24 protein-coding genes and 1 pseudogene are annotated in these 22,439 nt (G+C 68.5%); 14 read left to right on the forward strand and 11 right to left on the reverse strand.

Annotated elements, in window-relative coordinates; translation table 11 throughout:
- Window positions 1–115 precede the first annotated feature (115 nt).
- Window positions 116–1,180 (reverse strand): amidohydrolase family protein, encoded by a 1,065-nt coding sequence (locus G6N48_RS06460; RefSeq protein ID WP_085271175.1) that lies wholly within the window; start codon window positions 1,178–1,180, stop codon window positions 116–118.
- Here G6N48_RS06460 and G6N48_RS06465 point away from each other — a divergent pair.
- Window positions 1,179–2,531 carry a sialate:H+ symport family MFS transporter gene (locus tag G6N48_RS06465; RefSeq protein WP_085271176.1) on the forward strand — a complete coding sequence of 451 codons (1,353 nt, stop codon included), beginning with the start codon at window positions 1,179–1,181 and terminating at the stop codon, window positions 2,529–2,531. The genes G6N48_RS06460 and G6N48_RS06465 overlap by 2 nt on opposite strands.
- Here G6N48_RS06465 and G6N48_RS06470 read toward each other — a convergent pair whose 3' ends face one another.
- Window positions 2,532–3,806: a competence/damage-inducible protein A gene (locus G6N48_RS06470; RefSeq protein WP_456299180.1), complete on the reverse strand. Its 1,275-nt coding sequence runs from the start codon at window positions 3,804–3,806 to the stop codon at window positions 2,532–2,534. It lies immediately after the preceding gene.
- A gap of 66 nt (window positions 3,807–3,872) precedes the next feature.
- Window positions 3,873–4,178, reverse strand: coding sequence for an MTH1187 family thiamine-binding protein (locus tag G6N48_RS06475; RefSeq protein ID WP_085271178.1), 306 nt, complete (start codon window positions 4,176–4,178; stop codon window positions 3,873–3,875).
- Window positions 4,179–4,233: 55 nt separating this feature from the next.
- Between G6N48_RS06475 and dtd the strand changes: the two genes are divergently transcribed.
- The 3 genes from dtd (at window position 4,234) to G6N48_RS06490 (ending at window position 6,466) form a co-directional block, all read left to right on the forward strand.
- Entirely contained in the window at window positions 4,234–4,665 is a 432-nt protein-coding gene (dtd, locus tag G6N48_RS06480) for a D-aminoacyl-tRNA deacylase (protein WP_085271179.1), read from the forward strand.
- A gap of 84 nt (window positions 4,666–4,749) precedes the next feature.
- Window positions 4,750–5,661: a class I SAM-dependent methyltransferase gene (locus G6N48_RS06485; protein WP_085271180.1), complete on the forward strand. Its 912-nt coding sequence runs from the start codon at window positions 4,750–4,752 to the stop codon at window positions 5,659–5,661.
- Window positions 5,662–5,671: 10 nt separating this feature from the next.
- On the forward strand, window positions 5,672–6,466 hold the full coding sequence (locus G6N48_RS06490) for an HAD-IB family hydrolase (protein WP_085271181.1): 795 nt from the start codon (window positions 5,672–5,674) through the stop codon (window positions 6,464–6,466).
- On the opposite strand, the pseudogene G6N48_RS06495 reads toward G6N48_RS06490, so the two are convergent.
- The 3 genes and pseudogenes from G6N48_RS06495 to G6N48_RS06505 form a co-directional block, all read right to left on the reverse strand.
- Window positions 6,441–7,488, reverse strand: a pseudogene (locus G6N48_RS06495) (alcohol dehydrogenase catalytic domain-containing protein); the annotation flags it as partial. The gene G6N48_RS06490 and the pseudogene G6N48_RS06495 sit on opposite strands and share 26 nt — an antisense overlap.
- Window positions 7,489–7,500: 12 nt before the next feature.
- Window positions 7,501–9,429, reverse strand: a complete 1,929-nt coding sequence (locus G6N48_RS06500; protein ID WP_085271183.1) for a flavin-containing monooxygenase — start codon at window positions 9,427–9,429, stop codon at window positions 7,501–7,503.
- 130 nt (window positions 9,430–9,559) lie between these two features.
- The gene (locus tag G6N48_RS06505) at window positions 9,560–10,300 is read right to left on the reverse strand and encodes a glucose 1-dehydrogenase (RefSeq protein ID WP_085271184.1); all 741 of its coding nucleotides are present in this window, start codon (window positions 10,298–10,300) and stop codon (window positions 9,560–9,562) included.
- Window positions 10,301–10,727: 427 nt separating this feature from the next.
- On the opposite strand from G6N48_RS06505, the gene G6N48_RS06510 reads away from it, so the two are divergent.
- The gene (locus G6N48_RS06510; RefSeq protein WP_085271185.1) at window positions 10,728–11,858 is read left to right on the forward strand and encodes a nitronate monooxygenase; all 1,131 of its coding nucleotides are present in this window, start codon (window positions 10,728–10,730) and stop codon (window positions 11,856–11,858) included.
- 17 nt (window positions 11,859–11,875) lie between these two features.
- On the opposite strand, the gene G6N48_RS06515 is transcribed toward G6N48_RS06510, so the two are convergent.
- The 3 genes from G6N48_RS06515 to G6N48_RS06525 are packed head-to-tail and all read right to left on the reverse strand — an operon-like array spanning window position 11,876 to window position 12,856.
- Entirely contained in the window at window positions 11,876–12,097 is a 222-nt protein-coding gene (locus G6N48_RS06515) for an Rv1893 family protein (RefSeq protein ID WP_085271186.1), read from the reverse strand.
- Between the two features lie 58 nt (window positions 12,098–12,155).
- A complete protein-coding gene (locus G6N48_RS06520; protein ID WP_408632578.1) occupies window positions 12,156–12,509 on the reverse strand; it encodes a hypothetical protein in 354 nt (117 codons plus the stop codon).
- Window positions 12,458–12,856, reverse strand: coding sequence for a hypothetical protein (locus tag G6N48_RS06525; protein WP_085271188.1), 399 nt, complete (start codon window positions 12,854–12,856; stop codon window positions 12,458–12,460). The genes G6N48_RS06520 and G6N48_RS06525 overlap by 52 nt, the downstream gene beginning before the upstream one ends.
- 240 nt (window positions 12,857–13,096) lie before the next feature.
- Here G6N48_RS06525 and G6N48_RS06530 point away from each other — a divergent pair, with 240 nt between their 5' ends.
- From G6N48_RS06530 to G6N48_RS06540, 3 genes are read left to right on the forward strand one after another with little or no spacing between them, the layout of a single operon-like run.
- Complete coding sequence (locus tag G6N48_RS06530) at window positions 13,097–14,386, forward strand: cytochrome P450 (RefSeq protein ID WP_085271208.1); 1,290 nt, start codon at window positions 13,097–13,099, stop codon at window positions 14,384–14,386.
- A 10-nt stretch (window positions 14,387–14,396) separates the two neighbouring features.
- The gene (locus G6N48_RS06535; RefSeq protein WP_085271189.1) at window positions 14,397–15,410 is read left to right on the forward strand and encodes an alcohol dehydrogenase catalytic domain-containing protein; all 1,014 of its coding nucleotides are present in this window, start codon (window positions 14,397–14,399) and stop codon (window positions 15,408–15,410) included.
- Window positions 15,411–15,433: 23 nt separating this feature from the next.
- Window positions 15,434–15,979, forward strand: coding sequence for a YceI family protein (locus tag G6N48_RS06540; RefSeq protein ID WP_085271209.1), 546 nt, complete (start codon window positions 15,434–15,436; stop codon window positions 15,977–15,979).
- 17 nt (window positions 15,980–15,996) lie between these two features.
- Here the strand turns inward: G6N48_RS06540 and G6N48_RS06545 are convergent, their stop codons facing one another.
- On the reverse strand, window positions 15,997–17,145 hold the full coding sequence (locus G6N48_RS06545; protein WP_085271190.1) for a DUF7159 family protein: 1,149 nt from the start codon (window positions 17,143–17,145) through the stop codon (window positions 15,997–15,999).
- Between the two features lie 627 nt (window positions 17,146–17,772).
- Between G6N48_RS06545 and ag85B the strand changes: the two genes are divergently transcribed.
- On the forward strand, window positions 17,773–18,765 hold the full coding sequence (ag85B, locus tag G6N48_RS06550) for a diacylglycerol acyltransferase/mycolyltransferase Ag85B (RefSeq protein ID WP_085271191.1): 993 nt from the start codon (window positions 17,773–17,775) through the stop codon (window positions 18,763–18,765).
- Window positions 18,766–18,842: 77 nt separating this feature from the next.
- Here ag85B and G6N48_RS06555 read toward each other — a convergent pair whose 3' ends face one another.
- Window positions 18,843–19,343 carry a hypothetical protein gene (locus G6N48_RS06555; protein ID WP_085271210.1) on the reverse strand — a complete coding sequence of 167 codons (501 nt, stop codon included), beginning with the start codon at window positions 19,341–19,343 and terminating at the stop codon, window positions 18,843–18,845.
- A gap of 148 nt (window positions 19,344–19,491) precedes the next feature.
- Between G6N48_RS06555 and G6N48_RS06560 the strand changes: the two genes are divergently transcribed.
- The 5 genes from G6N48_RS06560 (at window position 19,492) to G6N48_RS06580 (ending at window position 22,418) form a co-directional block, all read left to right on the forward strand.
- Window positions 19,492–20,082 carry a chorismate mutase gene (locus G6N48_RS06560; RefSeq protein WP_085271211.1) on the forward strand — a complete coding sequence of 197 codons (591 nt, stop codon included), beginning with the start codon at window positions 19,492–19,494 and terminating at the stop codon, window positions 20,080–20,082.
- A gap of 94 nt (window positions 20,083–20,176) precedes the next feature.
- Entirely contained in the window at window positions 20,177–20,635 is a 459-nt protein-coding gene (gene rpfC, locus G6N48_RS06565; protein ID WP_197745586.1) for a resuscitation-promoting factor RpfC, read from the forward strand.
- A 48-nt stretch (window positions 20,636–20,683) separates the two neighbouring features.
- Entirely contained in the window at window positions 20,684–21,157 is a 474-nt protein-coding gene (locus G6N48_RS06570; RefSeq protein WP_139825963.1) for an SRPBCC family protein, read from the forward strand.
- Window positions 21,158–22,000, forward strand: coding sequence for an SDR family oxidoreductase (locus G6N48_RS06575; protein WP_085271193.1), 843 nt, complete (start codon window positions 21,158–21,160; stop codon window positions 21,998–22,000). It abuts the gene before it with no gap.
- 4 nt (window positions 22,001–22,004) lie between these two features.
- Complete coding sequence (locus G6N48_RS06580; RefSeq protein ID WP_085271194.1) at window positions 22,005–22,418, forward strand: lipoprotein LpqH; 414 nt, start codon at window positions 22,005–22,007, stop codon at window positions 22,416–22,418.
- Window positions 22,419–22,439 lie beyond the last annotated feature (21 nt).

The raw sequence follows: 22,439 nt of genomic DNA on the forward strand, positions 1-22,439 counted from the left end.
TCGCCGTGGGGGTATGACGGCGACCCGCTTCGCCCGGCTTCGCCGCGCTCGCGATCGCCGTGGGGGTTTGACGGCGACCCGCTTCGCCCGGCTTCGCCGCGCTCGCGATCGCCGTTTAGGTCAAGCCGTAGAAACGCTGCGCGTTGAGCCCGCCGATCTTTTCGCGGGCCTCCTCGCTGATGTCAGCGCGGTTGCGCAGATGCTTTGTGCTCTCGGGCCATTCGCCGTCCCAGTGCGGGTAGTCGCTGGCGAACATGATGAAGTCGGCGCCCAGCACGTCGATCACGCCGGGCAGGATCGGCTCCTCGGGCTCACACGTCACCCAGATGTTGCCGGCGGCCAGATACTCGTGGGGGTCGCGCCGCCAACCCCGCTCGACCCAGTTCCCCCGCTTCTCGTAGTGCTCGTGCAGGCGATCCATGAAGAACGGCACCCAGCCCGCGCCCGCCTCGAGGAACGCCACCCGCAACCGCGGATGACGCTCGAAGACGCCGCCCGACACGAGCGCGGTCATCGCCGTCATCTGGTCGAACGGGAAGCTGACGCAGTGCACCTGCATGTAGTTGGTGAACCGGTCCACGCCGATCTTCGGCAGGTGCATTCCGGGGGCGCCATGCACGCCGAGCGGCATACCGAGGTCGGCGGCGGCGGCGTAGAACGGGTCCAGGTCGGGGTGGTCGAGGTTGCGGGTCTTGAGCGCCGGCGGGACGAGCGTCGCGACCAGGCCCAGCTCCTTGGCCTCGGTCATGACGTCGATCGCCGCCCGGCCGTGCTCGATCGGGGCCACGGCGACGCCGCGCAAGCGCCCGCTTGAGGACCCGCAGTACCCCGCGAGCCACCGGTTGTAGAGCCGGGCGAATCCGACTGCCAGATCCGGGTTTTCGAGGGTGGGCGCACAAAGCCCGAGACTCGGGTACAGCACCATCGTGTCGATGTGGTCGCGATCGGCGTCCGCGAGCACCCCTTCGGCGGAACGGCACCGGATGCCGGGCGCCTTGCTGATCCCGTGCTCGGGCGGGCAACCGGCCCCGGGGCCCCGGTCCTCGGGATAGTTGCGGCCCTCGAACGTCAACCGTCGGCCGTCGGCCGCGGGCTTGACGTGCTGCGGCCAGCGTTTGATTGCTTCGGCCGCAAGCGAGGGGGCCTCGGCGACATGGCCGTCGGCGTCGATGATCCGCATGTATCGCGAACTTACTCCCGCGAATCGCGCGTCGAAACGGCTCGCGCCGGCGCGCCCGGTAGGTCACGATGCTGACGTGACATCACAGAGCCGCGCAAACAAGCTCACCGCCGATCAGCGAAACTCCTTCGTCGCCGCGCTGCTGGGCTGGACGATGGACGCGTTCGATTACTTCATCGTGGTGCTCGTCTATGCGGACATCGCGAAGACGTTCCACCACAGCAAAGCCGAGGTCGCATTCGTCACCACCGCCACCCTGGTGATGCGGCCGGTCGGCGCGCTGCTCTTCGGGCTCTGGGCCGACCGCGTCGGCCGGCGACTGCCGCTGATGGTCGACGTGATGTTCTACTCCGTCGTCGGGTTCCTGTGCGCGTTCGCGCCCAACTTCACGGTGCTGGTGATCCTGCGCCTGCTCTACGGCATCGGCATGGGCGGCGAGTGGGGGTTGGGGGCCGCGCTGGCCATGGAGAAGGTCCCCGTCGAGCGGCGCGGGTTCTTCTCCGGGCTGCTGCAGGAGGGCTACGCGTTCGGCTACCTGCTGGCCAGCCTCGCGTCGCTGGTCGTGATGAACATGCTGGGCCTGTCGTGGCGCTGGCTGTTCGCGTTGAGCGTCATCCCCGCGCTGATCAGCTTGATCATCCGATACCGGGTCGAGGAGTCCGAGGTGTGGGAGGCCGCGCAGGACCAGATGAAGCTGACCAGCACCCGGATCCGCGACGTGCTGCGCGACGGCGCGATCGTGCGGCGGTTCGTCTACCTGGTGCTGCTGATGACCGCCTTCAACTGGATGAGCCACGGCACCCAGGACGTCTACCCGACCTTCCTCACAGCCACCGCCAGTCACGGCGCCGGGCTGTCGAGCGTCAGCGTCAAGTGGATCGTGGTGGTCTACAACATCGGCGCCATCGTCGGCGGGCTGTTCTTCGGCACGTTGTCGCAGCGGTTCAGTCGCCGCTACACGGTCGTCTTCTGCGCGCTGCTGGCGCTGCCGATCGTTCCGCTGTTCGCCTACTCGCGCACCGCGGCGATGCTGTGCCTGGGATCGTTTCTGATGCAGCTGTTCGTGCAGGGCGCCTGGGGCGTGATCCCCGCCCACCTCACCGAGCTGTCGCCGGACGCCATCCGCGGCCTCTACCCCGGCGTGACGTACCAGCTGGGCAATCTGCTTGCGGCGTTCAATCTGCCGATCCAGGAGCGGCTGGCCGAATCGCACGGCTACCCCTTCGCGCTCGCGGCGACCATCGTGCCGGTGCTGCTCGCCGTCGCGCTGCTGACGCTGGCCGGCAGGGACGCCACCGGCATCCGCTTCGGGACCGCCGAAAGCGCTTTCCTGCCAACGAAGGTGACGTGACTACTCCGCTTTGCCGTCGGTGAGCAGGCGCCGCAGCATATGCATCGCCACCGTCGTCGAGCGTTCCCTGACGTCGGACCGGTTGCCCGGGAGCCGCAGCGCGCGGGTGTCGGCGCGCCCGTCGGCGAGCATCAGGCTGAAGCAGACCGTCCCGACCGGCTTGTCGTCGGTCCCGCCCCCCGGCCCGGCGATGCCGGTGATCGCGACGGCGGTGTCTGCCCCGAAGCGCCGCAGCGCTCCCCTCGCCATCGCCTCGGCGACCGGTTCGGACACCGCGCCGTGCGCCTCGATCAGCGCCGGGTCGACGCCGAGCAGTTCCGTCTTGGCCGCGTTGGAGTAGCTGACCACGCCGCCCGCCACGTATTCGGATGAGCCGGGACGGTCGGTGAGCCGCGCGACCAGGAGCCCGGAGGTGCACGATTCCGCCGTCGCGATCCAGCGGCCCGCGAGCAGCCGGGCGACCAGGTCGTCGACCCGCGACCCGTCGTCGGAAAAGATCTGCGCCCCATGCCGGTCGCGCAGGAAACGGGTCAGTCGCGCGTAGGTGTCGGCCGCGTCCGGTTCATAGCGGGTGACCATCTCGACCTCCCCGCGCCGCAGGCAGGTGGTGATCTCCAGGGAAGGGAAGCCGGGTATCTCCTTCTCCGCCTCGCGCAGCGATTCGGCCAGCCCGGACTCCGGCAGCCCGAACATCCGCAGCATGTCCTGCCGGTAGACGGTTCGCCCGGCGATCGCCTGCTGCGCCGCCGGGGTGTCGACGGCCCGGCGCCACATGGGCTGCAACTCGCGCGGCGGCCCGGGGAGCACGATCACGGTCGGCTTCCCGGGCACCACCACGCCGGGCGCGGTGCCCACGGGATCGAGCACCTGGGCGCCTGCGGGGACCATGGCCTGCTTGCGGTTGGCCGCGCGCACCGCCTCGAAGTTGCCCTGGTCGAAGTGCGCCATCAGCTTTTTGAGGATGTCGGCAATCTTGCTCTCGGTCTCGGTGTCCAACACCAGCTCGCGACCGCAGAAGCGGGCGACGATCTCGACGGTCATGTCGTCGGCCGTCGGGCCCAGGCCGCCGCTGGTGACGATGAGGTCGACCCCCTGCTCGGCCATGAACCGCAACTGCGCCTCGATGTCTTGGGCGCGGTCACCGCAGATGGTGACGTGGGCGAGTTCGACGCCCAGCTCGAGGAGCCGGTCGGCGAGCCAGGGGCCGTTGGCGTCTTGGACCCTTCCGGTCAGGACTTCGGTTCCGGTGACGACGATGCCTGCGCGTGCGCTCACCGGCACGAGCCTACTGGCGGCGTTCGCCGTCCACGCCGACGTGGCCGAACGGGCGGCCGCGCAGCGTCAACCCCCCGCCAGGTAGCGCTCGACCGCGGCCACCTTCTGCGTCATCGCGTCCTCGGCCCCGGCGCGCCAGTCCGCCTTGATCACCGTGGTGACCCTGGGCGCGCGTGCGGCCACCGCCTCGACCGCGCGCTGCACGACATCCATGACCTGCGCCCAGCTGTCGCCCTCGATGACGGTGAACATCGAATCGGTCTTGTTGGGCAGCCCCGAATCGCGCACCACCCGAACCGCTTCGGCCACGATCTCGCCGACACCCTCGCCCACGCCCAGCGGCGTCACGGAAAACGCGACCAGCACCGACATTCGACGAGCGTACCCAACCCGGCCCCCGCGAACCGGCCTGGCAGCATCGAGGCCCATGCGGGTTCTGGTGCAACGGGTCTCGTCGGCGACGGTGTCGGTCGAAGGAGAGGTGGTCGCTGCGGTCCGGCCCGAGGGTCAGGGCCTGCTGGCCTTCGTCGGCGTCACCCACGGCGACGACGCCGGAAAGGCGCGGCGCCTCGCCGACAAGCTGTGGAACCTGCGGATCCTCGACGGCGAACGCTCGGCCGCCGAGGTGGCCGCGCCGATCCTGGTCGTCAGCCAGTTCACCCTGTATGCCGACACCGCGAAGGGGCGCCGGCCGTCGTGGAACGCCGCGGCTCCCGGATCCGTCGCCGAACCGGTGGTGGCCGCGTTCGCCGAGGCGTTGCGGGATCTGGGCGCTGAGGTGCAGACCGGTGTGTTCGGCGCGAACATGCAGGTGGAATTGGTCAACGACGGGCCGGTGACGGTGTTTCTAGAGCTCTGAGGCCGGCCCTGCGAGTACCTTGGGATCGTCGGGGAGTGTGGAACGGGAGGGCCTGACCTTGCGAGACATCCGTGAGCGCATCTCATGACCGCGTCGCGCGAGTTCGGGTCGCAACGTTGCGACGACGACCACTGGGACATCGTCAGCAGCGTGGGCTACACGGCGTTGCTGGTTGCGGGTTGGCGCGCGGTGCACGCCGTGAGCCCGCACCCGCTGGTCCGCGACGAGTACGCCAAAGACTTCATCGCGGCGTCGCAGGATCGCTACCTGGCCGGTGTGCTCGCGAACCCGGGAACCACCGAGGACGAGTTGGCCTTCCCTCGTCTCTACGGCGTGCAGACCCGGTTCTTCGACGACTTCTTCACCGCGGCCGGTGAGGCCGGTATCCGGCAGGCGGTGATCGTGGCCGCGGGCCTGGACTCGCGGGCATACCGCCTGGACTGGCCCGACGGCACAACGGTTTTCGAGATCGACCTGCCGAAGGTGCTGGAGTTCAAGGCAGGCGTGCTCGGCGACCGGGGCGCGGTGCCCAAGGCTCGCCGGGTCGAGGTTGCGGCCGACCTGCGCACCGACTGGCCGAGGTCGCTGGAGGCCGCGGGCTTCGACGTGGAAAGCCCCAGCGCCTGGTCCGTGGAGGGCATCCTGCCCTACCTCACCGACGAGGCGCAGAACACGCTGTTCACCCGGATCAGCGGGCTCAGCGCGCCGGGCAGCCGAGTCGCGGTCGGTGCACTGGGATCACGCTTGGACCACGATCAGCTCGAGGCCCTGGAGGCGGCCCACCCCGGCGTCAACATGTCGGGTGACGTCGACTTCTCCGTCCTCACCTACGAACCGCGGACCGGCCCCGCCGAATGGCTGGCGCCGCACGGGTGGAACGTCGAACCCGTGCGCAACACGTTGCAGCTGCAGGCGGCCTACGGGATGACGCCACCCGAAGTCGACGTCAAGATCGACAGCTTCATGCGGTCGCAATACGTCACCGCGAGTCGGTGAGGCCACGGGCATGGCATCGATCACCGCGAAGGCGACCAGACTCTCCCCCGCCGATGCCCTGACCGAGATCCGCGCCAGCGCACCCGGGCCCACCGTCGGCGCATTCTTCGACCTCGACGGCACCCTGGTCGACGGGTTCACGGCGGCGGTGCACGTCGGCGACCGAATCAGGCGCCGGCAGGCCGGAATCGGGGAGCTGCTCGGCGTTTTCGAGGCGGCGCTGCGGTACCGCTTCGGCCGGCTGGAGTTCGAGCACCTGATCCTCCGCGCGGCGGGTTACCTGCGCGGCGAAGCCCTCGAGGACCTCGAGGAGCTGGGCGAGCGGCTGTTCACCGAACGGGTGGCCTCGCGACTGTACGTCCGCATGCACCAGGTGGTGCAGGCGCATCAGGAACGCGGGCACACGGTGGTGTTGAGTTCGTCGGCGCTGTCCATGCAGGCGCTGCCGGTCGCCCGCTTCCTCGGGATCGTCAACGTCCAGTGCAACCACTTCGAGGTCGACGATTCCGGCCGCCTGACCGGCGGAATCGTCCGACCCATCGTCTGGGGAGCCACGAAAGCGGATGCAGTGCAACGCTTCTGCGCCGACAACGGCATTGCCCTGCAGAGCAGTTACTTCTATGCCGACGGCGACGAGGACGCGGCGTCGATGTCGCTGGTGGGTTATCCGCGACCGGTGAACCCGCGCGCGGGGCTCGCCGCCGCGGCGGCGGCGCACGGGTGGCCGGTGATGTGTCTTGCCTCGGGACGGCGCGGTCCGGTGCGGCGGCTCCGGCACCTGACCCGGCAACGCAACCGCAGCTAGGTCTGCAGCAGAATCTTCACGTCGTCGCCCGTCCGGGACGCCGCGGTCGCATAGCCTTTTGCCGCCTCCTCCAACGGCAGTGTGGTGGTGAAGATTCCATCCACGTCGAGCCGGCCGGACTGCAGCAGCGGGATCAGCTCCGGCCAGGTGCGCTGCACCGGCGCCGTGGTCATGCGCAGCGTGACGCTGCGGATCAGGCAACCCAGCGCGTTGAGGGGAAACGGATTCATGTCGTGCACCCCGACCACCGACACGGTGCCCCCCGGCCGCACCGCATTGAGCGCGTCGGTCAGGGACGCGTCGGTGGCGACGGCGTCGATCACCGAGTCGGCGCCGCGGCCGCCCGTGGCGGCCAAGATCGCCTCCAGCGCGGGCGCCTTGAGCGGGGTCGCGCCCCAGGCGGCGGCGCGGTCTAGGCGGCCATCGACGGTGTCGATCGCGAAAACCGTTGCCGCGCCTTGGAACAACGCGCTGCGCAGCGAACACAGGCCGACCGCTCCCAGTCCGATCACCGCCACGGTGCCGCCGAACGGGATGTCGGCGCGTTGGGCCGCCGCCCAGCCGGTGGCGAGGTTGTCGGTGAGCAGCAGTGCCTGCTCTGTGCTGATCCCGGCGGGAATCTTGAGCAGCTGGAAGTCGGCGGCGGGCACGGCGAGCAAATCGGCCTGAGCGCCGTCGAGCACACCGCCACCGAAGATCTGGAAGCCGGCGTGGCACATGACGGGGTCGCGGGTGGCGCAGCCCGGGCACGCGCCGCAGCCCGTCACCGATGACACGATCACCTGGTCGCCCACCTTGACGGTGCGCACGTCCGGGCCTGCGTCGACGACGGTGCCCACCGCCTCGTGACCGAGGGTCATCGGCTCGACGAGCGGGAAGTCGGCCTCGTAGAAGTGCAGGTCGGATCCGCAGATGCCCGCGGCGCTCACCTCGACGACGGCGCCGTCGGGGCCGGGGAGTTGCGGGTCGGGCCGGGTGTCCAGGCGGATGGTGCGGGGGCCGTCGACGACTACGATTCGCATGGGCTTTTTTCCTTATCGCACAACGAATTTGGACCAATCGGGTTCGCGCACCGCGGCCCAGTACTCGTAGAGCCGCCATGGGCTGACGGTGTGGATCTCGCCGTCGGCGTTCTTGAAGTACGAGTGCTTGACCGCCGGGTGAGACCAGACCATCTTCGTGATCTCGTCCTGCGTCCGCCGATGCCATTCGGTGGCCGCCTCGGCGGTGGGCTCCAGCGAATGCAGCCCGGCTTCGGCCAGGTGCTCCAGACACTGGTTGACGTAGCGCATCTGCAGCTCGGACTGGAAGATCAGGCTGCCCCCGTGGGCGAGGTGGGTGCCGGGGCCGTAGAGGAGGAACAGGTTGGGGAAACCCGGGACGGTGATCCCGAGGTAGGCGTACGGCCGGCTTCCCCATAGCTCGTGCAGGTCGACTCCGTTGCGGCCGACGATGTTCAGCGGCCAGAGCACATCGGTGTGACGGAACCCGGTGGCGTAGACGATGACGTCGACGTCGTGCGCGTGACCGTCCTCGGTGACGATGCCGGCCGGGGTGATCCGCCGGATCGGCGTGCGCACCAGTTCGACGTCGTCCCGTTGCAGCGTCCGCAGCCAGCTGCCGTTGTCCTGCAGCGTCCGCTTACCGCAGGCCGGATAATCGGGGATCACCTTGGCCAGCAGCTCCTGTGCGTCGGGGCCGTCGCCGATCTGGCCCGTGATCCACTGGGTGAACATCATCGCGGCGGCGGCGTTGATGTCGCTGACCGCGTCGTCCCCGCTGTAGTCGGGGTCGCAGCGGGCGGCGTCGAGTCCCTTGTCGGCGCCGGGCCACAGCACCAGGAAGCGGTACCACCTGCCGTAGAACGGCAGATGCCGCATCGCCCAGCGCATCCCGTCGCCGACCTCGTCGTGGTACATCGGATTCGGGAACATCCACTGCGCGGTGCGCTGGAAGACGGTGAGGCGCTCGACCCGGTCGCAGATGGCAGGCGCGATCTGGAAGCCGCTGGCGCCGGCCCCGACGAGCGCGACGCGTTTGCCGGTGAGGTCCACGGAGTGATCCCACGCCGCCGAGTGAAACGACCGGCCCGCGAACGTATCGGCCCCCTCGAACGCGGGAATGCTGGGCCGGTTGAGCTGACCGACCGCGGTGACGAGCGCGCGCACCCGCTCGGTGCCGGTTCGCCCGTCCGCGGACCGCAGCGAGACGGTCCAGACGCCGTCGCCGTCGTTCCACTCGGCCGACACGACCTCGGTCTGCCAGCGCACGTGCGCGGCCAGGTCGTGTTTGTCCATCACCGCGGCGAAGTACCGCTGCAGCTCCGGCTGCTCGGCGAAGTAGTGGCTCCAGTCGTTGTTGGGCTCGAAACTGTAGCAGTAGAAATGGTTGGCGACATCGACGCGGGCGCCGGGATAGCTGTTCTCCCACCAGGTTCCGCCGGGCCCGGGGTTCTTCTCCACGATTGTGAACGGAATGTTGGCTTGCTTGAGGCGGATTCCCGCGAGGATGCCGGATTCGCCGCATCCGACGACGAGGACGGGCAGCTCCGTGGTGCGCTCGGCGGCCAGAGGCGCCGGGCGGCGCGGATCGGCGCCCTGCAGATCCATCTCTTCGAGCATCAGCGGCAGGTAGTCGTCGCTCACGTGTTCGCAGGCCGCCCAGTCCATCATCTCCCTGACGAGGTCGATGCTCAGCGGCGCCGGCTCGGGGCAGCCGCGATCGCGGTAGTCGGCGAGCACCGGCAGCGCCGCGGCGCGGGCCCGCGCCTTGTCCTCCTCGGACATGAAGCCCTGGATCTCGTTGAGGAAGATGCCCATGGGTTTGAAGTCTCGGATGAAGCGCGGGTCGCCGGTGATGTGGACCATCGACAGGAGCAGCGACGGGATGCTGACATCCTCGAGCGCCGCGGCGATTTCGGGTGTTGAGGTGGTGAACGGATCGCCGGCATAAGCGCTGCGCATCGTGGCTGATCCTCTCGGTGGGCGGGCTCGCCAAATTACGCTACTGAGGGTTTCGTAATTGGCAGGATCACGCTACCCGGTACGGACGCGGCGGATCAAGGGTCGCGCGTGCCGGCCGGGCGCCACGCCGCTATCCGGATTTATGTGAGACGTCCGCGATCAGGCCCCCGTCCATGACGAACTCGGCGGCGGTTGCATACGCCGATTCGTCGCTGGCCAAAAAGAGCACGAACGCCGACACGTCCTGCGGCTCGCCGGGCCGGCCCAGCGGGATGTTGAGCATGTCCTGCGGAAGTTTCTCGGTCATGGCCGTGCGGATGAATCCCGGGTGCAGCGAATTGACCCGGATGTTGTGAGGTGCCAGCTCCAGCGCGGCGGACTTCGTCAGGCCGCGCACCGCCCACTTCGACGTCACGTAGCCGTGCACCCAGGCCGCGCCGCGCATGCCCTCGATCGACGAGATGTTGATGATCGACCCGCCGCCGGCGGCGATCATCGGATCGATGGCGGCCTGGATGCCCAGCAGCGTCCCGGTGACGTTGACATCGAGTATCCGCTGCCACTTGGACAGGTCGAACGTCTTGAGCGGGCCGTAGTTGACGATCCCGGCGTTGTTGACCAAGACGTTCAGCGTGCCGTACTCGGCACCCGCCGCCGCGGCGGCGGCTGCCCACTGCTCGGGTTCCGTCACGTCGAGGTGCACGTATCGCGCCGCGGCGCCGAGTTCGTCGGCGAGGGCTTTGCCCTCGTCGTCGAGGACGTCGCCGAGCACCACGCTGGCGCCCTCCGCCACGAGCAGTCGCGCGTGCGAGGCGCCCATGCCCCGGGCGCCACCGCTGATCAGTGCAACCTTGCCGTCAACGCGTCCCATGACGGCTGAGGCTACCTGGACCGTTGGCGCGATAGAACCTGTTCCAGGGCCGGCCGGCACGCGCTTGGCTGGTGACCGCGGACGCCCCGCCCGGGCCGGCGTTTATCGGGGGCTGCTACCGGCACGCCGACGACCCACCGGGCGGCCGATGAGCCATCCGATCGCCGCCGTCACGGCAATCCAGCTGGGCGCGTTGGGATTTCGTTCCCGCCGGGGCCATGACCCGGCCCGGTTGCCGGGGCCGTCGGCCGGGTTCGCCGGCGCGGCCGACGGTGCCGGGTTGACCCTGCGGGCCCGCCGGCGCGCGCTTGCCGGCGCCGTACGGCCAATAGTCGAAGCGCCCGGGGCGGGACCCCCTGGCCACGTCAACGGGCTCCGTACTAAACTAGAACACGTTCCAATTTGTCCCGGCGTCACAGGAGTAGGCATGCACACCGCCATCTGCGATGAGCTCGGCATCGAGTTTCCCATCTTCGCGTTCACCCACTGCCGCGACGTGGTGGTGGCGGTCAGCAAGGCCGGGGGCTTCGGCGTGCTGGGCGCCGTGGGCTTCACCCCCGAGCAGCTCGAGATCGAGCTCAACTGGATCGACGAGAACATCGGCGACCACCCGTACGGGGTGGACATCGTCATCCCGAACAAATACGAGGGCATGGACTCGCACCTGTCGGCGGAGGAACTGGCCGAGACGCTGCGCAAGATGGTCCCCCAGGAGCATTTGGACTTCGGCAAGAAGATCCTCGCCGACCACGGCGTGCCGATCGAGGACAGCGACGGCGACAGCCTGCAGCTGCTCGGGTGGACCGAGGCGACCGCCACGCCCCAGGTCGAGGTGGCGTTGAAGCACCCGAAGGTCAAGATGATCGCCAACGCGCTCGGCACTCCCCCGGCGGAGATGATCAAGCACATCCACGAGGCCGGCCTCAAGGTGGCCGCCCTGTGCGGCTCGCCCTCGCAGGCGCGCAAGCACGCGGACGCGGGCGTCGACATCATCATCGCGCAGGGCGGCGAGGCCGGCGGACACTGCGGCGAGGTGGGCTCGATCGTGTTGTGGCCGCAGGTGGTCAAGGAGGTCGCGCCGGTACCGGTGCTCGCCGCGGGCGGCATCGGCAGCGGCCAGCAGATCGCGGCCGCGCTGGCGCTGGGTGCGCAAGGGGCGTGGACCGGTTCGCAGTGGCTGATGGTCGAGGAGTCCTCCAACACCCCGGTGCAGCAGGCGGCCTACGTCAAGGCCGGCAGCCGCGACACCGTGCGCAGCCGCTCCTTCACCGGCAAGCCGGCCCGCATGCTGCGCAACGACTGGACCGAGGCCTGGGAGGCCCCGGACAACCCGAAGCCCCTGGGAATGCCGTTGCAGTACATGGTCTCCGGGATGGCCGTGCGGGCCACCAACAGATACCCGAACGAGTCGGTCGACGTCGCGTTCAACCCGGTTGGCCAGGTGGTCGGACAGTTCAACAAGGTGGAGAAGACGTCGACTGTCATCGAACGCTGGGTGCAGGAGTACCTGGAAGCGACCAACCGGCTCGACGAGCTGAACGAGGCCGCGACCGTCTGAGCGGGCCCCGTCGACGATTACTCGTCGTCGACGACGTCCCGGCCGGTGAAGACCTCCTTGGCCCGGTCCACCGCGTACGTACCGATGTCGATCGAATTCGCAACAATGCCGCTGGCGCCGCCGGCGAGATCCCCGCGGATGATGTCGCTGGCGTGTTCGACGATGTCGGAGGCCTTCTCAACCGCGTTCGTCGCGATGTCCTTGGCCGCGTCGACTGCGTCTCTGGCGTTGAAGCCCATCGGAGTCTCCTCTTGTTGCCGGACGTTTCGATACGACTCTAGACGTCGCGCACCGGCCTCAGTAATTCACCAATGCGCGCCAATAGTCCTCGGGAATCTCGGCCCCGGAACGCAAGATTCGTGCGAGCCCGACGGCCATCGCGATGCCGAGCAGGCCCAGCCACAGGCCGGCCAGCCCGATGATCGCCCAGAGGACGGCCGTGACGGCGGGCCACGGCGACAGGACGGCGAGCGCCGGCGCGAAGAAGAAGCCGGTCCCGACGTACCAGGCCGACCCGGCCCGGTCGGACGCGAGGACGAAGCGCAGCCAGCGCGGGACCTGCGCTTCGACGAGCCGGCCGCGGTCCACCGCCGGAACCGTCAGCCGGCGGGCGGGAAGAACCCGGCCCCGGTGAACCATCCCTCTTGCCATCCCCGGTCTCCCAGGCACAGCATGGGCAGTCCGGCCTGCGACTGGGCCGCGGATTGCGGGCCGGGGCATTTGGCGCCGGCCTGCTGGACCCCGTAGAGCGGGTACGACATCACCCAGTAGCCGATCGTGGCGGCGGGAAATTGGTTGGGCGGCGGGAAGTGGCACGCCTCGGCCTGTCCGCTGGGACCCCGGCCGAAGATGAAGCGCTCGTAGTTGTCGCACGGCGCGCCGAGCGAAGCCTGGTAGTTCATGCCCGGCACGTCGCCGTCGTATCCGGCGGCCGCGCACGGCGCCACCGCGATCGCGCCGGCCGTGACCACGGCGGCGGCGAATAGTTCGCGAATCATGCTTCACCCCTCGCCTCACGTCACCGGGCTCCGGTGCCGCCGGTGACCTGCATCAGAGCATATCCAGCGGGACATCGGGCACAAGGCGTTTTGGTTCCGGCTCCCGCAAGTGCGGACCGGAACACGTTTCAGTTTGCTCCGGGCGATCTCGAGTGAACGCTTCCCATCGGTGGTGCAGCAGTGGTTTCCTTGCACAAGGACGCCTAGACGACTTCGTATCGAGGAGTGGCCGTGTCAACTCTGAAGCCCACCGTCGAGCCCACCGCCACGCCGGTTCCCAATCTGCCGCCCGGATTCGACTTCACCGACCCGGACATCCACAAGGAGCGGCTGCCGGTCGAGGAACTGGCCGAGCTGCGGCGGACCGCGCCGATCTGGTGGAACGAGCAGCCCGACGGCGTCGGCGGATTCGACGACGGCGGCTTCTGGGTGGTGTCCAAGCACAAGGACGTCAAGGAGATCTCGCGGCGCAGCGATGTGTTCTCCAGCCTGGAGAACACCGCCCTGCCCCGCTACAAGGAGGGCACGGTCCGCGAGCAGCGCGAGACCGGCAAATTCGTGCTGCTCAACATGGACGCCCCGCAGCACACCCACTTGCGCAAGATCATCTCCCGCGGCTTCACGCCGCGCGCCGTCGAGCGGCTGCGCGAAGACCTCAAGGAGCGCGCCCAGCGGATCGTCGAAGCCGCAGCCGCCGAGGGCTCGGGGGACTTCGTCGAACAGGTGTCCTGCGAACTGCCGCTGCAGGCCATCGCCGGGCTGATGGGTGTGCCTCACGAGGACCGCAAGAAACTCTTCCACTGGTCCAACGAGATGGTCGGCGACCAGGACCCCGAGTTCGCCCGCAACGACGCGATGGGCGCCTCCATCGAACTCATCACCTACGCCATGCAGATGGCCGCCGACCGGGCGGCAAACCCCGGGGAAGACATCGTCACCAAGCTGATCCAGGCCGACGTCGACGGCCACAAGCTCTCCGACGACGAGTTCGGGTTCTTCGTCATCCTGCTCGCCGTCGCAGGCAACGAGACGACGCGCAACTCCATCACCCAGGGCATGATGGCGTTCACCGACTTCCCCGACCAGTGGGAGCTGTACAAGCGGGAACGTCCCGCGACGACCGCCGACGAGATCGTGCGGTGGGCCACCCCGGTCACGTCGTTCCAGCGCACCGCGCTGCAGGACTACGAGCTGTCCGGCGTGCAGATCAAGAAGGGCCAGCGCGTCGTAATGGTCTATCGCTCGGCCAATTTCGACGAGGACGTGTTCGACGACCCCTTCACGTTCAACATCCTGCGCGACCCCAACCCGCACGTGGGGTTCGGGGGCACCGGCGCGCACTACTGCATCGGTGCGAACCTCGCGCGCATGACGATCGACCTCATGTTCAACGCCATCGCCGACACGATGCCGAACCTGCGATCGGCCGGAACACCGCAACGGCTGCGGTCGGGGTGGTTGAACGGCATCAAGCATTGGCAGGTCGACTACAACGGCAATGGGACAGCGAAATCGCCTGTCGCGCACTAGCCTCAACCGCATGGCAAAGCACAGAGCAGTCCACGTCAAGTCCGCCGGCGCACCGCTGGATCTCGTCGAGGTCGACACCACGCCACCGGCGCGCGGCGAGGTGCGCATCGACGTGCGGGCCTGCGGAATCTGCGGCACCGACGCACACTTCGTCGCCGGCGCGTTCCCCGAGCTGACGTGGCCCCTGACCCCCGGCCATGAGATCGCCGGCACCATCGCCGAGGTCGGCGACGGCGTCGAGGATTTCCATGCCGGCGATCGCGTTGCCGTCGGGTGGTTCGGTGGCAACTGCAACCACTGCGAACAGTGCCGCAAGGGCCTGTTCATTCACTGCGTCAACGGCAAGGTGCCGAGCTGGCACTATCCCGGTGGCTACGCCGAATCGGTGACCGTGCCGGCCACCGCGCTGGCCCGCATCCCGTCAGAGCTGTCCGATGCCGAAGCCGCTCCGATGGGCTGCGCGGGTGTCACGACCTACAACGCGCTGCGCCACACCAAAGCCTTGCCGGGTGATCGGGTGGCGGTCCTCGGCGTCGGCGGGCTCGGCCATCTCGGTCTGCAGTTCTCCCGGGCGATGGGTTTCGAGACGATTGCGATCAACCGCGGCACCGCCAAAAGGGACGACGCCCTCAAGCTGGGCGCGCACCACTACGTCGACGCGAGTGACGGCGACGTCGCCGAGTCGCTGAACGACCTCGGCGGGGTCGCGGTGGTGCTGGGCACCGCCGGCGCCTCGAAGGCCATGGCCGCCACGGTCGGCGGCCTGCAACCGCGGGGTGAACTCGTCACCATCGGCGTCACCACCGAACCGTTGCCGGTCAGCCCTCTCCAGCTGATCACGCCGGGCCTCAGCGTGGTCGGTCACCCGTCCGGGACCGCCAGCGAGATCGAAGACACCATGAATTTCGCGGTCCTGTCCGGAGTGCGGGCGTGGATCGAGGAGCTCCCGCTGGCGCAGGCGGCCGAAGGTTATGCGGCCCTGGAGGAGGGGCGAGCGCATTACCGAACCGTCCTGACCATGTGAAGTCGTCGGGCGCCGGGACCTCGATGGCCGACTGGACACTGGACCCGTCCGACGGTGAGCTGCAGCTCCGCACGGGCGTGCGGGGCCGCGCGGCCAGGATGGGTCATCGTCTCACCATCGCAATGACGCGCTGGCGGGCCACCGTCACCTGGTCCGGCCGCGACCCGGCGACCGCGGAGCTGTCGGTCGAGACCGATTCGCTCGAGGTGCTACGCGGTGAGGGGGGCGTGAAGGGGCTGTCCGGTCCCGAGAAGACGGTCATCCGGTCCAATGCGATGAAATCGCTGGACGCCGCCCGCTTTCCGCGAATCCGCTTCCTCGCGAACGTCGTCGAGAAGAGTGTCACCGGCTACCGCCTCACCGGTGAACTCGAGATCCGGGGAATGGCGCGCGAACACGTAATTGATTTGCGCGCAGAGGATCTCGGCGACTCGTGGCGGATGTCCGCCGAATCCACCGTTCGCCAGTCCGACTACGGCATCAAGCCCTATTCGCTGTTGATGGGCTCGTTGCAGGTCGCCGACGACGTGACGGTGTCTTTCACCGCCGTCCACGCCAAGAACGACTGACCGGCGTCCGGCGGCACTCAGGGCTGCGGGTGCGGCGCCGAGTCGTCCGAGGGGTCGCCGCCGCCTGCGTCGCCGGGGATGTGCTCGAGCACCCGGGTCAGGTAAGGCTGGCGGTCGACGGGGTCGGGCTGCTGAGCGAACGGAGGGCTCGGCCGCTCCTCGGGGGCGGCCGATTCGGCGGCCGGCACTTCTGCCGGGGCCTTCGACCGGTCGGCCGGCGCGGCTTCCGGTGCGGGCCGCGCCGGTGCGGGCGCCAGGGCCGGCGTGCGCGCCTCGGCGACCGGTGGCGGCGTCGCATGCGAGGCGTGCTTCGATGCCGCCTGGTTGTGCGGGGCCAGTTGGATGCCGACCGCGAGCGACAGCGAGGAGACGAACGTGACCGCTCCGGCCGCCAGCGCAGTCACCGCCCCCGCGTACGACAGCCTGCGCGGCGCCGCCGGCTCGGACACGGGTTGGACCGCCGGGCGCGCCACCAACTGCTCGTCGGTGAAGTCGGTGCTGCGAGCCGCGGCGAGCGCCGCGCCGCGCGCGACCGTCACCTGAGCCATCGCCTGCGCGAAAACCGGTACCGGAACCGACTTTTCGAGCTGCCAGGACAGCGCATTGAGGTCGTCACCGGCGCCGACCACCACCACGCCGCTCGGTCGCCAACCCTTGCGTGAGAACATCCCGGTCAACCAGGACTTGAGCCCGTCGAATCCGCCGGGCACCTGTTTTGTCGCCGTCTGGGTCTCGCCCTCGTGGGTGTCGACCATGACGACGGTCGCCCACTCGTGTTCGAGGATGCAGACCGCGGTCTGGTCATAACCGATGACGGGCGCGATAGCCCGTGCAAGGGTTTCGACGGCCTCGAGCAGCCGGACCGGCACGACGTTGTCGAAGCCCGCGTCGGTCAGCGCCTCCATCAGCAGCGCCGCCTGGGCGGCCGCTTCGTCGTTCCAGGTCACGCCGATGACGCGCAGGCGGCGATCGTTCTGGGTCGCCGCCGCGTCGATCCGCAGCACCTCGCCGGCGACCTGCTCCGCGGTACTCACTGCCTGCACGCCGCGCCCTGCCTGCAGCGCCAGCTCCTGATGATCCAGGATGGTCCCGTCTGCGCCGTGTCCTTCAGCGAGGACCCACCCGAAGGCGGCCGGCGTCACTGAGAGCCCAAGTACCGTGTCCAAATTTGCACCTCAAATTGGTCCGGTCTCCGACGCCATCAGCCGCACCGCAACGCACAGTGAGTCCTCTGGTGCGGTGGTTCGTGAGAGCCGGAACGGACCGGGATTGTGTGGTTCCCATCGATTGCTCGGTCAGAGCCTACGCGGTCGGTGCAAGTTCGGCTGCCCCGGTTCTGCGATCCCCCGACAACTCACAGACGAACGTCAGCATCCCGCGGGACCGGACGCGGCCGCCGTCGCGCCGGTGTCCATGTCCCGCCCGTGACGCACTCATGTCGAATGCATCAAATTCGCGCCGCGTCGGCCCCCGCCGATTGCCGCTGCGGCGATCGGTTCAGGCCCGCTTTCCCGATCGCGATCGGACCGGGTTTGCACTGCTGCCGCACGCGTGCGGGCTCCGCGACGACGTCCCCCGGGGCCGTCTGCCAGGAGTTTTGCCCAACCGTCGCGATGGGGGCGCACCACCGCGCCGCCGTCTTCGGGGGGCACGCCTATCGCGTTGTCCACGACGCGAATATCGCGCCACAAAGCGATACGAAATTGAGACCGCTTCGCGCCCCGATCGACATTCGGCCTCTTTACCCGGTAAATTTCAATGAGACCACGATCACATACGGACAAGGGGCAGGTATGACAGACGTGAGTGAGCGTTTCCGCGCCTGGGGGCGCCGGCTTCTGGTCGGTGCGGCAGCGGCTGTCACCCTCCCTGGCCTGGTTGGTCTCGCCGGCGGAGCGGCGACCGCCGGAGCCTTCTCCCGCCCCGGTCTGCCCGTCGAATACCTGCAAGTGCCGTCCGGGGCCATGGGCCGCGACATCAAAGTCCAATTCCAGAGCGGCGGCAACGGCTCACCGGCGGTCTATCTGCTCGACGGATTGCGCGCCCAAGACGATTACAACGGCTGGGACATCAACACCCCGGCCTTCGAGTGGTACTACAAATCGGGCCTGTCGATCATCATGCCGGTCGGCGGTCAGTCCAGCTTCTACGCCGACTGGTACCAGCCTGCTTGTGGCAAGGCCGGCTGCAGCACCTACAAGTGGGAGACGTTCCTGACCAGCGAGCTCCCGCAGTGGCTGTCGTCGAACCGGAGCGTCAAGCCCACCGGCAGTGCCGCGGTGGGCATCTCCATGTCCGGGTCCTCGGCGATGATCCTGTCCGTCTATCACCCGGCACAGTTCATCTACGCCGGTTCGCTCTCGGCCCTGATGGACCCCTCGTCGGGCATGGGACCGTCGCTGATCGGCCTGGCCATGGGTGACGCGGGCGGCTACAAGGCCGACGCCATGTGGGGCCCGTCGAGCGACCCCGCCTGGCAGCGCAACGACCCCACGGTGCAGATCCCGCAACTGGTCGCGCACAACACCCGCCTCTGGGTCTACTGCGGCAATGGCACCCCCTCGGAGCTGGGCGGGGCCAACATGCCCGCCGAGTTCCTGGAGAACTTCGTGCGCAGCAGCAACCTGAAGTTCCAGGATGCCTACAACGCGGCCGGCGGCCACAACGCCACCTTCAACTTCAACGCCAACGGCACCCACAGCTGGGAGTACTGGGGCGCGCAGTTGAACGCGATGAAGGGCGACTTGCAGGGCACCCTGGGCGCGACGCCGGGTGGCGGCGGATAACCGCCTTCGCACGGGGTCACTGCTGCGCCTGACTGTCGTCGGGCGCAGCAGTGCGTCGGGGCCTCGACAAGGCCCCGTCAGCCCGCTTTCGTGATCCGGTCGGTCACGTCGATCCACGTCGTGTCGGCGCGGTGATCGTTCATGTTCCGGCACTGACCATAGATCCGCGCCACCCCGAGGCCGGGATCGTCGTCGCGGCGATAGATCGTCACCGTGACGCCGTTGCGCGTCAGCGTGCTGGCCAAAGCGTGATTGTTGGGCGCGAGCCCCTCGGTCCAGCCATGGGTGTGCAACGTCGACGCGATCGTCTCGAAATAGCTGTCGGCGTGTGCGTCGGCCGCGAGCGTGAAGGTGAGATACACCGCTCCCTGATAGGGCGGGTTTTCCCGGTCTCTGCAGGACATCAGCAGGTAGCCGGCCGACTGGGTCTTCAGGCCGGTCAGCGAGACGATCTGTCTGGCCGAGTCGATCACTTGGGCGGCCGACTGTTCGTCGGTGACGGGATCGACGGGATGGTCGAGGACGTCCGAGGGCGTCGAATGCAGCCGGCCCACCAGCAGGAAGGCCCCCGCCAGCATCAGCGGACCGGCGAGCGCCGCGCCCAGTAGGGCCCGGAACTCCCTGCTGCGCCGCCAGTCTCCGCCCGCGCCGGGACGGGGTTTGTCGGCACTCCCGACGTTTCGGGGCGCGGGCACGTCAGGCCAACTCCACGACACAATGATGGGCATGGTCCGCGACCGCTGTCGACCACGCCGCCGAATCGTCTTGGTCTCGTGGTGCGGGCTGCTCGGTGCCCTGGTCGTCGCGACGGCGGCACCGGCGCCAGGCGACGCCGGCAACCCACTGACGGCCCTGGTCGACGCCGCCGCACAGCGGTTGCAGGTGGCCGAGGCGGTGGCCGCCTTCAAATGGACGACGCACGCCGCCATCGAGGACCCGGCTCGGGTCGATCAGGAACTGTCCGCACTGGGCGCCGACGCCGCCGAGCGCCATGCCGACCCGGCCTACGTGACCCGGGTTTTCTCCGATCAGATCGACGCCACCGAGGCCATCGAATACCGGCGGTTCGCGGACTGGAAGCTGGATCCCGCCACGGCGCCCGTCATGAGTGCCGCGGACCTGTCGGCATCGCGGTCGGACATCGACGGTCTGAACCAGACCATGCTGGCGCAGATCGTGACCGGCTGGGACGCGTTGCATTCGCCCGGTTGCCCGTCTCTGCTGGCCGCCGCCACGCGCGCGGTGACCCGGGCCCGGCAGCTCGACGACCTTTATCAGCGGGCGCTTTCGTTGGCAACGCGCTCATATTGCCAGTGATAATTTAATTTTTCCTCATCAATTCCTAACATCTGACTTTCCTGCGCATAAGCCGATTTCCGCAGATAGACAGCCAATCTCGCGCCATTTTCAAATGGGTAACGCTTTGGACACGCGCGCCGAAATTCCTGCCATGAGAAAAATCTGCAAGCCTCTCGTCACGTCAGTGATGGCCGGCGGGTTAGTTGCAGCCTCATTGACTTCGTCGGCTGGCGCGGCCCACGCGGCCCCGGCCCCGGTGGGCCCGAACTGGGATGCGATCGCGCAATGCGAGTCCGGCGGCAACTGGCACGCCAACACCGGCAACGGTGAATACGGTGGACTGCAGTTCAAGCCGGGCACCTGGGCCCGGTACGGCGGTGTCGGCAATCCCGCGGACGCCTCCCGGGAGGAGCAAATCGCCGTGGCCAATCGCCTTTTCGCCGATGAGGGAGTCGAGCCGTGGCCGAAGTGCGGCGCCGAATCCGGCCTCCCGATCGCCTGGTACTCGCACCCCGCCCAGGGCATCAAGCAGATCATCAACGGGCTCATCCAGGCGGCCGTCCCGCACTGACGGGCGACCGCGTCGAACATCCGTCGGGCTCTAGGTCCTGACACCAAGCTGTGTTTGGATCAGCCCATGGAAGGTTCGGCAACCGTTCATATGGCGGCGCCCGCGGCCAAGATCTGGGATCTGATCGCCGACGTGCGCAACACCCCGCGTTTCTCACCGGAAGTGTTCGAGTCCGAGTGGCTCGGTGACGCCGCAGGTCCCGCCGTGGGAGCGAGGTTTCGCGGTCACGTCCGGCGCAACGAGATCGGGCCCGTGTACTGGACGACGTGCGAGGTGACCGCGTGCGAACCCGGCCGCGAATTCGGCTTCACGGTGCTCCTCGGCGACCGGGCGGTGAACAACTGGCACTACCGCCTGGCGCCCAGCGGCGGCGGCACCGACGTGACCGAGTCCTTCCGCCTGAGCCCGGCGCCCTGGCTGGGGCTGTACTGGTTGTTCGGCGGCTTCCTGCGTCAGCGCCGCAATGTCCGCGACATGACCAAGACGCTCAACCGCATCAAAGACGTGGTCGAGGCGGGCTGAGTGCAATCGGTCTTCATCACCGGCGCGGGCAGCGGCATGGGGCGCGAGGGTGCAAAGCTGTTCCACCGCAACGGCTGGCGGGTGGGCGCGGTGGACCGCCATGACGCCGGCCTGACGACGCTGCGCGACGAACTCGGCGCCGACCGGTTGTGGAACCGCGCCGTCGACGTCACGGACAAGGCGGCCCTCGACGGCGCACTGGCCGATTTCTGCGGCGGCAACCCTGGCGGCGGGCTGGACATGATGTGGAACAACGCCGGCATCGGGGAATCGGGATTCTTCGAAGACGTGCCGTACGACGCGGCGATGCGCGTCGTCGAGGTGAATTTCAAGGCCGTGCTCACCGGCGCCTACGGCGCTCTCCCCTACCTCAAACGGGCGCCCGGAAGCCTCATGTTCTCGACGTCGTCGTCTTCGGCGACGTACGGCATGCCGCGCATCGCCGTGTACTCGGCCACCAAGCACGCGGTCAAGGGCCTGACCGAGGCGCTCAGCGTGGAATGGCAACGCCACGGCGTGCGGGTAGCCGACGTGCTGCCCGGCCTGATCGACACCGCCATCCTGACGACCACGCCCAACCACTCCGGCGACGCCCCGGCGGCGCCGATGAGTGCGGAGGACCTCCGGGCGGGCGCACCCAAGAAGGGCATGTTCCGGCTGATGCCCGCGACCGCGGTGGCCGAAACCGCATGGCAGGCTTACCACCATCCGACGCGCCTGCACTGGTATGTCCCCGGGAGCGTCCGGCTGATCGATGTCCTCAAGGGCCTGCGCCCGGAGTTCGTGCGGGGTCGCATCCGCAAGTCCCTGCCCGCGCTGATGCCCGAACAGGCAAGGGGGTGAACGAGTGCGCAGTCGAGTGCTCCCCGTCGCCCTTGTCCTGATCGCCGCCGCCGCGGGTTGCGGGCAACCGCAGACAATGTCCCGCAAATCCGCACGCCTGACCATCGACGGCACCACCCACACGACGCGTGCACCCTCGTGCAGCCAGGAGCAGTCGTACCGGACCATCGACATCCGTGACCACGACGGCCAGGTCGAGGCGGTGGTGCTGCTCAGCGGCTACCGGGCGATGCCGCAATGGGTGAAGATCCGCAACATCGACGGGTTCACCGGCAGCTTCTGGCAGGGCGGCGTGGGCGACGCCCACGCCGACGTCACCAACGACGCCTACACGATCGCCGGCAGCGCCTACGGCATCAGCAGCAGCAATCCCGACAAGGTGATCACCACCGACTTCAAGATCACCGCCGAGTGCTGACACCCGCGGCCGCGGCCTACG

It is taken from the genome of Mycobacterium parmense, from assembly GCF_010730575.1.
GTDB classification, from domain to species: Bacteria; Actinomycetota; Actinomycetes; order Mycobacteriales; family Mycobacteriaceae; genus Mycobacterium; species Mycobacterium parmense.

What these genes read in the sequence shown, in the direction of transcription:
- G6N48_RS06465 (WP_085271176.1), top strand. Translation starts at nt 1,179, where the DNA reads ATGTATCGCGAACTTACTCCCGCGAATCGCGCGTCGAAACGGCTCGCG.
- G6N48_RS06460 (WP_085271175.1), bottom strand. Translation starts at nt 1,180, where the DNA reads ATGCGGATCATCGACGCCGACGGCCATGTCGCCGAGGCCCCCTCGCTT.
- G6N48_RS06475 (WP_085271178.1), bottom strand. Translation starts at nt 4,178, where the DNA reads ATGTCGGTGCTGGTCGCGTTTTCCGTGACGCCGCTGGGCGTGGGCGAG.
- dtd (WP_085271179.1), top strand. Translation starts at nt 4,234, where the DNA reads ATGCGGGTTCTGGTGCAACGGGTCTCGTCGGCGACGGTGTCGGTCGAA.
- G6N48_RS06485 (WP_085271180.1), top strand. Translation starts at nt 4,750, where the DNA reads ATGACCGCGTCGCGCGAGTTCGGGTCGCAACGTTGCGACGACGACCAC.
- G6N48_RS06490 (WP_085271181.1), top strand. Translation starts at nt 5,672, where the DNA reads ATGGCATCGATCACCGCGAAGGCGACCAGACTCTCCCCCGCCGATGCC.
- G6N48_RS06500 (WP_085271183.1), bottom strand. Translation starts at nt 9,429, where the DNA reads ATGCGCAGCGCTTATGCCGGCGATCCGTTCACCACCTCAACACCCGAA.
- G6N48_RS06505 (WP_085271184.1), bottom strand. Translation starts at nt 10,300, where the DNA reads ATGGGACGCGTTGACGGCAAGGTTGCACTGATCAGCGGTGGCGCCCGG.
- G6N48_RS06510 (WP_085271185.1), top strand. Translation starts at nt 10,728, where the DNA reads ATGCACACCGCCATCTGCGATGAGCTCGGCATCGAGTTTCCCATCTTC.
- G6N48_RS06515 (WP_085271186.1), bottom strand. Translation starts at nt 12,097, where the DNA reads ATGGGCTTCAACGCCAGAGACGCAGTCGACGCGGCCAAGGACATCGCG.
- G6N48_RS06520 (WP_408632578.1), bottom strand. Translation starts at nt 12,509, where the DNA reads ATGGCAAGAGGGATGGTTCACCGGGGCCGGGTTCTTCCCGCCCGCCGG.
- G6N48_RS06525 (WP_085271188.1), bottom strand. Translation starts at nt 12,856, where the DNA reads ATGATTCGCGAACTATTCGCCGCCGCCGTGGTCACGGCCGGCGCGATC.
- G6N48_RS06535 (WP_085271189.1), top strand. Translation starts at nt 14,397, where the DNA reads ATGGCAAAGCACAGAGCAGTCCACGTCAAGTCCGCCGGCGCACCGCTG.
- G6N48_RS06540 (WP_085271209.1), top strand. Translation starts at nt 15,434, where the DNA reads ATGGCCGACTGGACACTGGACCCGTCCGACGGTGAGCTGCAGCTCCGC.
- ag85B (WP_085271191.1), top strand. Translation starts at nt 17,773, where the DNA reads ATGACAGACGTGAGTGAGCGTTTCCGCGCCTGGGGGCGCCGGCTTCTG.
- G6N48_RS06555 (WP_085271210.1), bottom strand. Translation starts at nt 19,343, where the DNA reads ATGCTGGCGGGGGCCTTCCTGCTGGTGGGCCGGCTGCATTCGACGCCC.
- G6N48_RS06560 (WP_085271211.1), top strand. Translation starts at nt 19,492, where the DNA reads ATGGTCCGCGACCGCTGTCGACCACGCCGCCGAATCGTCTTGGTCTCG.
- rpfC (WP_197745586.1), top strand. Translation starts at nt 20,177, where the DNA reads ATGGGTAACGCTTTGGACACGCGCGCCGAAATTCCTGCCATGAGAAAA.